The sequence below is a fragment of the Microcoleus sp. Pol14D4 genome (assembly GCF_036701245.1).
Taxonomy (GTDB): Bacteria; Cyanobacteriota; Cyanobacteriia; order Cyanobacteriales; family Microcoleaceae; genus Microcoleus.
Window position 1 is genome coordinate 57,532 of the sequence record NZ_JAUBQM010000031.1, and the last position, 8,270, is coordinate 65,801.

Consider the following 8,270-nt stretch of genomic DNA (forward strand, 5'->3'; position numbering starts at 1 on the left):
GCAATTATCAAGTGAGTGAGGTACAGATTTGTAATCGGTAATTGGTAATTAGTAATTGGTAATTGATAAATGTTAAAAAGCGGAGTTTATTTCTTTGGAGTGCGTGACCTCAGAAACCCGGTTTCTTTCTGGATTTCTCGTTATTTAACCAGAATTTTTTCGTAGAAACCGGGTTCATCGCCCAAGTTTATTAGGCTTATTGCATAAATTTTTGGTATTGAGAAATAAAGCGCATATCCAACGCAGATGCAACGCAGAGGTGTTTCAAGATAGGAGAGCGCATACCTGCAATTCAAGTCTATTGTGATTGTTCGACTTGACATGATAAAGCGCTTCCTTGAAAAGTGCTTTATCATGTACACCGCCTACTTATTCCAGGCAATGGAAATTACTATGAGCGCAGAACTGGGATTGTAAGTTACTGACAACAGTACAGGTATGAATTTAAGTTACTATAGCGTATTTCTGCGGAAAGGGAGAGTACGATCGCCCTATCCACAGCCGCGCGCACCATAAAAACCTGCATTTACCTGCGATTCAACTCCATCCTTTCGCCGTAACGTAACAGCATATCCAAACTCTCCAAACGATTTTGCCAAGTTTGAACTTGATAGCTATTTTCTGCCGAATGCAAGCGCATCGAAGATTGAAATTGAGATTGAAAACTTCTTAACAATCTTTTAGCAGTTGCTAAACTTTCCGTTGAAGGATTTGCCGCCAATTTGCTCAAAGCTTGCGCCAATTCATCCGATCGACTTTGCAAAACTTTTAGTTCAGATTCCGACACCCGCAACTGATTGTTAGCCAACAAAAAACTCCATTCCTGCTTGAGAGCAGTATACCGCGAAGCCGCCGCCGCAAACGGCTGTCGGTAAGGAATCGGCTCCGCAGCAGAAGTGGAACGCACCGGCGGGCCTTGAGTGCGGTTAAAAAACCCCTGCATCCCGCTGCTGATACTTTCCACGGCAAAAATAGCATAGCCCCCAGTCGGCAAATCGCGCAAAGCTTGAATTTGGTCGATCGCCACAACTTCCGGGAGAGTCAACAACTTAACCGCCGGAGAAATCAAAGCCGAACCCAGAATTTGTTCCTTTACCAAAGGTTCGGTGATGCGCTGAAGTCGGTTCGTATCCAAAGCATAAGTCATCGGCACAATCAAATCTACAATGCCCTGACGAGCCCAAACTTCCCAATTTTGCTGAATTTTGTAAATCCGCTGACTTTCCGGGTGCGGAAACACCGCCACCGACAGAATTGTGCGCGGATAATTCTGCCGCAAAAGCTGAGAAACTTCAGCTACAAAACTATTAATTTGATTAGTTTTAAACTCAACCCACTGCCGCCACAAACTGCCGTCCCTGGGCGAAATATTCACCGGATCTGCACCAGTCAACTGCCTAAATTGCTGCCTCGCCGCAATACCGTAACCGTAAGTAAAATTCGCATTGTCATCTTGAAAAGGATAGCGAATATAGTCTAATTGTACCCCATCTACTTTGTAGTTGTTGGCAATTTCGCTGACAATTTGCAGCACATAATTCCGCGCTTCCGGGTTAGCAGGATCGAGATAAAACTTACCGTCGTTAGGATGTTGCGTGCGTCCTTTATTGTCAATATTTGCCCACTGTGGATGAGCGGAAAGCACCGGCCCGGGATAAGAACTAGGCTTGCCAATTAAAGTATTGTGGCGCTTATTTCCTGTGGCAAAAACCCAAACCCAAGCGTGCAGTTCCATGCCTCGCTCGTGGGCTAATTTAACCGCAGATGCCAGCGGGTCCCAGCCAACAGTCAGGGGATTTTGTTGCGGTGCAACTTGACTGGGATAAATCGTATATCCGGCATTCAAAGTTTCAAAGAAAACGGTATTGATACCGGCGGCGGCGAGCCGATCGAACACTGCGGCCAAACCCTGCTCAGATCGCGCTGCGACGATCGTACCGCGATCGAGCCAAACGGCCCGAATTTCCGCCCCAACCCGCTGTCCTTCCTTCGGGTAATTTTGCCACAGCAACTGTCGCGCTTCCACCCACTGCTTTCTAGCCTCCGCGTAGTTTTGCTGTTGCAGGAGTTGGTCAAAAGTTTGCAAAACCTGCCGCGCTTGGGCGATCGCCCCCGTCCTGCTCGCTTGCAGAATAGTCAAGCGACTGGCTGCAGGGCCGCCGCCCCCCTGTTCTGCAGCCACCAGTTGAGGGGTGGTAGCAGCATTGAGATTGACGGCGGTATTGGCTGAATTAGCTGCTGTCAGGGCGCTTTCAAACCTGCCGAGGAGGTTGGTGAGTTCTTGGCGCATCAAGTACGCTTCAATGCTGACGATCGGCTTATTGGAATTTGCCTGCACGTCCAAGCCCGGCGGGGCCGACTGATCCGAAGGATCTGTAAAAGTTGCAGGAACTGGATCTGGAAGCGCACCCGATGGAGAAAGTCGGCTCAGCGGGGTAGTACGCGGCGAACTAGGGCTGTTTCTAGTGACTCTTGAGGGGGGAGTTGGCAGTGGGGTCGCGGCAGCAGTGGGCGGCGCTACAGGTCCAGAAGCGATCGTGCCTCCCCAGCGGGCGAGCGAGGCTTGCAGCCAAGCCTTATCTACATTTGCCGAACCGTCGCTACCCCAGCGCCAGCCGAGGTAGGTAGCGCGATCGGTTGCGATGGCTGCAGAGGAACCGGAACTATCTTTCCAAGTAGCAATAGTTTGACTGTTCGCATCAGCCGGAATTAAGACACCGCCTTGGACTGAGGCATTTTTTTGTTCGGGTGGCATCCAACTGCTAGAAGTAGTGCAAGCCAGATCCCGACAGCGGCTGCGCGGTTGCGGGGTTGCAGGCTGGGTTAAGGGAAAAGCCCAATAGGCCCCAAGGAGCGATCGCAAAGATTGGCGCACCAAGGCCGGAGAACTGCGGCCGACGGGGCCCGAAGCAATCAAGCGGCCGCCCTGGGATGCCCAAGCTTCTAAAACTTTAATTTGCGCCGGACTCAAAGTTTCAATGTTGGGCAAAAACAGCACGTTAACGCCTGCTAAATCCGCCACATTTTTGATTTCTTCGAGATTGATTGGTTTGTAAGCAATGCCGCTTTCCCAGAGGCGCGTGGTAATCTTCACCCAATCGGGAGAATTCTCGGAACTGCGAACAACGCCCAGAACTACTTCTGCGAAACTCGGAGAGGGAAATAAAATAAAGAGATTGAGTAATGTACTTGCTAGAGTGCCAATTAAGACTCTTTGCAAGAAAGTGAAAAAGCGAATTTTTTGAGCCTGAGAGCAGGCATCAGGCATTTGATCGGGCTTATTGATTTGTTGCATAAATATGAGAATTACTCACCACACCGCTTGAGAAAAATTCAATTACAATTAAGAGCGATCGATCCGCACCATACAATTTTCTATCCTGGCCTGCAACCTGAATCAGGAAAAAGTGCGATCGAGCGATTTTAGATTTTGGATTTTAGATTTTGGATTTAAATGTGGGTGCATTTGCTTGAAAAACCAAAAATACAATTTAGATGCGGGACAGTTGACAGCCCGTTGGTGTCAACAAACACGTTAAACCGACCGTCTCTCTTGTTTGTAGCGAAGTCTAGATCCCCCCTAACCCCCCTTAATAAGGGGGGGACAGGAGTCTGCTCAAAGTCCCCCTTCTTAAGGGGGATTTAGGGGGATCTAGACTCGGCTACAACCCTGATTTAGACATGGTTTCAGGCTTAACTTGACACTAATGCTTACAGCCCACTGTCAACAGTCAACACTCAACTATTTTCTGGCGTTGCAGCTTCATTCACCGGGAATCGATCGATTAACTGCATCGCCCGACAAGCATTCCTCCGCAAAGAATCCGAGACGTGAGGAACGTGAGGAATCTGAGACAAGAAATCCAATGTCCGGCGCAAAATCCGCACCACATCCCCTTCATCTAAACTCGTATGGCTAATCAGTTCCAGCCATTCAACACCCAGAGCCCACTGTTCGACCAAAGTCACTAAATCCCGTTCCAGCCAAATCGGGATTGCAGCTTCATGACGGTACTGAACTTGAAACAACCGGCGGCGCAAGCCTTTTTGCAGATTGTCCAAAGGTGCCAAAACTTCCGGCGACAGCGAGTAGTGAGTCCAACTGTCGGGCCTGGAAACTTCTGTAACTAAGGCCGCGCAAGCAGCAGCGAGGTGGTGGGGGTCGAGTTCGTCAAATTCCGCAGACATCAGGGACAAACCCAGCCACAGTTCGTTATCGCCGCGAATGGCGGCGCAAGCTTGGCCCAAGACTGTGGGCACCAACCTGTCGGAGGAGTCATCTCGGTTTCCATGTGCCGAAACTACTCTTTCCAAGCAGCCGAAATTCAGCAAGATGTCGATTAAGTTGAGAAATTGCTCCCAGTAGCGAGCTCGCTGCTTTTCTAACTCTTGTTCGCTTTTGCGGATTTCTTTTTTCAATTCTTCCCGGCGGCGCTGGCGTTTGAGCAAAGTACCGGGATTGCCCCATTCTAGAACCGGGTGAATTTCTAGCTTAGCTTCTAGGGCTGCGATTTTCCGCTGTTGCTCGATCGCCTCTGGGCTCGGTTCCGGTGCCGGCAATTGTGGGATCGATGCAGCAATTGAAGCAGTTTCTTCATTTCCCAAGCGGCACTGGCCGAGTCTCAGGGGCATTTCCGACGGCGGGTTCAAGGTATCTGCAACACTCAAGCGGGGTAATTCGGCGTGCAGGGTAGCGACATCGCTAATGGCGACGACATACCAGCGGTTATCTTTGCCCAAGCACACCAAATTTGGTGCTTGGCCGGAACCTGCGATTTTGGCAACCAGTACGGCGGGTACAGGATTTGTGTGCGATCGTTTGGCTGTCGGAACGTGCTTACCTTTGAGACTCATAACCGTGCCGAGCACTGCAAAAGCCACAGCTACGGACATCTCCTTAAATCTGGCTTCTTCAGCTTGCTGCAATAAAGTTTTCAGCAAACGTTTATCTTCTTTGAGTCTTCCCTGCAATTTTTCGTAATGGGCGAGCTCTTTTTCCAGGGTGGAGACATTGCCTCCAGCCGCCAGGGACTGTTCGAGCACCGCCAATTCTGTTTGCAATCGATCTAATTCTTCTTGCTGCGGCTGCAAGTACAAGGTAGACAGGTATTGACCAAAACTCCGCTCTACCAACTCTTGAGCTTCGTCGAGAGTGTGAGTTTGCAGCAAATTCAGCACCATGCCGTAGCTGGGCGTAAACTGACTGGCGAGGGGGTCGGCTTTGGCTGTTGCCAAATAAGAGGCTTCTTTTGCGCCTTCAAAGCGCGTCTGAACTGCGACGACGTGCCCCAGCTTGTCCATGCCCCGCCGACCAGCCCGACCGGCCATTTGCAGGAATTCTGAAGCGTTTAGCAGTCGGTGTCCCTTGTCGGTGCGCTTGGACAGGGTGGAAATGACTGTGGTGCGGGCGGGCATATTAATCCCGGCTGCTAGGGTTTCGGTGGCAAATACGACTTTAATCAAACCTCTGCCAAAGAGTTCTTCTACTAAACCTTTCCAAGCGGGCAAAATGCCTGCGTGGTGGGCGGCGATGCCTTTTAAAAGTGCTTCTTTTTGACCGAAGCGTTCTGCTTCTGGGTTTCGCTGTAAAAAATCGTCAATGATGCGTTTGAGTTCGGCTGTTTCGGCTTCGTTAACCAGGGAGAAATTGCCGACTTCTGCGACTGCTTGGTCGCACCCGCGACGGCTGAAGATGAAGTAAATTGCTGGTAGCATATCTCGATCGTCCAACCGGGCCAAAACATCGGTCAAACTCGGAGTGGGGATGCTGCCTCTTTCTACTTTTTGCTGCTTCTTTTTGGGGACTAACCGGACATTCGCTCTTTTGCCGGTCTCGTCTAGCAGGGGAAATATCCCTTTTTGGTTGGCGAAGTGGAATTGCAGCGGCACTGGCCGAAAGTCTGAGTAGACGAGCTCTGTGGGCCCGTGAACTTTGTTAATCCAGTCTGTGAGTTGGTCGCTATTGGCAACGGTTGCTGAGAGGGCCAGCAGTTGAATTTCGCTCGAACAGTAGATGATCGATTCTTCCCAGACGGTACCGCGCTGGCGATCGTTCATGTAGTGACACTCGTCGAGCACCACGGTTTCGACTCCGGTGAGGGAAGTGCCGACTTCTCCGATCGGCGTACCGTAGAGCATATTCCGAAATATTTCGGTAGTCATCACCAAAATCGGCGCATCTCGATTGACGGAGATGTCGCCCGTGAGCAAACCTACGTTGTCGTCTCCAAATTGACTGCGGAAGTCGCGCAGCTTTTGGTTAGAAAGAGCTTTGAGGGGAGTGGTATAGAAGACGCGCCGCCCCCTGGAGAGTGCTTGATGGATGGCGTATTCCCCGATTAACGTTTTCCCAGAGCCTGTGGGAGCACACACGACAACAGATTTACCTGCATCGAGGGCGGCGATCGCCTCTCTCTGAAAGTTATCTAGCTCGAATGGAAATATGGTCTTCAGATCCAGCTCTGGGCGGTTCTGGGCAGTGTCTGGCACAAGGATTATTATAAGGTTGCAGGGTAAGTATGCTGAAATCTTGCTACAAGCAAATCAGCAGAGGACTGTACTGATTTTAAACCTTCGCCACCAAATCGGCTATGAAGGAATAAGTCTGTTGGCAGTTGGCAGGTGGCAGTTGACACTTGACAGAAGAAATTTTTGCCTTCTTCCCTCTTCCCTCTTCCCTCTTCCTTCTTCCCTCTTCCTTCTTCCTTCTCTATGATTCCAGTTATTTCGACTATTCCTGTGATGCAGCTTGCTTCTGGCGATCGGCTTTCACTGCAAGTCTATCAGTTTCAAGGTGCGATTCCCGGCAAAAAAGCTTATCTCCAATCTAACCTCCACGGCGCTGAGATTAGCGGTAATGCTGTGATTTACCAATTAATTGAGTTTTTAATGTCTTTGGACAGCAGTCAGTTAAGCGGGGAAATTTGGCTAGTTCCTGTTTGCAATCCTGTGGGTGTCAGCCAGCGATCGCATCATTTTTCCCCAGGCCGCTACAATCTTTATGATGGGGTAAATTGGAACCGGATTTTCTGGGATTTTGAAAAACAAGGGGAAGATATTCTGGGTTTTGCTAAGTCTCACATCCATCTCAATGCCGATACTGTCAAAGTTCATTACAGAAAAGCGATTGCTTTGAGTTTTGCGAAAGAGTTGGAAAAAATTAACGCTCCTAGTTGCTGCCCCTACAGCGAACTTTACCGATATCAGCTACAATCTTTGTGTTTGGATGCTGACTATGTGCTGGACTTGCACAGTTCTACGAATCAAAGTTTAGATTACCTTTACTGTTTTAATTCCCGCGAGGAGAGTGCAAAAGCTTTTTTGCTCGATCGCGCAATCTTGATGAACGAGTACGACGGCGATGCTTTTGACGAGGCGTTTCTCAAGCCTTGGCTGGCTTTGGAGAAGATTTTGGCCGAGTTGGGAAGTGCGATCCAATTTGATGTGGAAGCTTGGACTTTAGAATTAGGTTCGGGGATGGAAATGAATCCCGAGTCGGTGGCGAATGGCTTGCGGGGCATCAAAAATTACTTAGCCAGTAAGGGTTTATTGAAAATAGATGGATTTCCTCTCCCGGAAACTGCGGCGCATAAAGTTATTTTTACCCCCAAGAATTCAGTGTTCAAATACTACGCGCCGGCGGGCGGGATGATTCAAAACCGAGTGCAATTGGGGAGTTGTGTCAAAAAGGGCGATCGGCTTTATCAAATTCTCAGCTTTAATAAGAATGGGGAATTTCCGAGTTTGGTTGATGTTTGTGCTGAGTCGGATGTTTTCATTTTTGATGTTTCGACCAATCACTCAGTAAATCAAGGAGATTATGTGTTGTCGGTGATGGCAGATTGAGAATACAAAGAAACCCGGTTTCTTCAAGAAACCGGGTTTCTGAAAACCTATTGGTAGTCGAACCATAATTTACGATAGACTATTGAATAGGGTTTGTTTAAATTCCGCCGCACTTTTATAATAAATTTCTGGATTGTCAATTAAAGCGCGATCGATAACGGTGGCTAGCGGTTGAGGAATCGCAGAAGTGCGATCGGGCACAGGAACGGCATCATTTTTCAAAACCGTCAAAAACAGGTGTTGAGCCTGCCAATTTCGCGGGGAATATCCCGTTATTATCACATACAAACAAGCCACTCGATGTGGGATTATAGAAACTTTTACTCCCATCCTTAGCAAGGGTCTAACGTAAGGATTCAGGTAAAAAATAGTTCCGCAGAGAGCCGAAAAATATGGTAATGTAGTCAGATGAGCGAAAAGGCCGA

3 protein-coding genes and 1 pseudogene are annotated in these 8,270 nt (G+C 49.0%); 1 reads left to right on the forward strand and 3 read right to left on the reverse strand.

Annotated features, from left to right (window positions below; all coding sequences use genetic code 11):
* Positions 1-526: 526 nt before the first annotated feature.
* Together QUA33_RS13640 and QUA33_RS13645 are read right to left on the reverse strand one after the other, a co-directional pair.
* Complete coding sequence (locus QUA33_RS13640) at positions 527-3,268, reverse strand: family 10 glycosylhydrolase (protein WP_445243242.1); 2,742 nt, start codon at positions 3,266-3,268, stop codon at positions 527-529.
* 470 nt (positions 3,269-3,738) lie between these two features.
* Positions 3,739-6,489 (reverse strand): DEAD/DEAH box helicase, encoded by a 2,751-nt coding sequence (locus QUA33_RS13645; RefSeq protein ID WP_333149031.1) that lies wholly within the window; start codon positions 6,487-6,489, stop codon positions 3,739-3,741.
* Between the two features lie 222 nt (positions 6,490-6,711).
* Between QUA33_RS13645 and QUA33_RS13650 the strand changes: the two genes are divergently transcribed.
* Positions 6,712-7,845 carry a succinylglutamate desuccinylase/aspartoacylase family protein gene (locus QUA33_RS13650; protein ID WP_333149032.1) on the forward strand — a complete coding sequence of 378 codons (1,134 nt, stop codon included), beginning with the start codon at positions 6,712-6,714 and terminating at the stop codon, positions 7,843-7,845.
* 69 nt (positions 7,846-7,914) lie between these two features.
* Here QUA33_RS13650 and QUA33_RS13655 read toward each other — a convergent pair.
* Positions 7,915-8,270: pseudogene (locus QUA33_RS13655) on the reverse strand (hypothetical protein); the annotation flags it as partial.

Bases quoted from the DNA above. Each gene is read 5' to 3' on its own strand.
- QUA33_RS13640 (WP_445243242.1), bottom strand. From the start codon at position 3,268: ATGCCTGATGCCTGCTCTCAGGCTCAAAAAATTCGCTTTTTCACTTTC.
- QUA33_RS13650 (WP_333149032.1), top strand. From the start codon at position 6,712: ATGATTCCAGTTATTTCGACTATTCCTGTGATGCAGCTTGCTTCTGGC.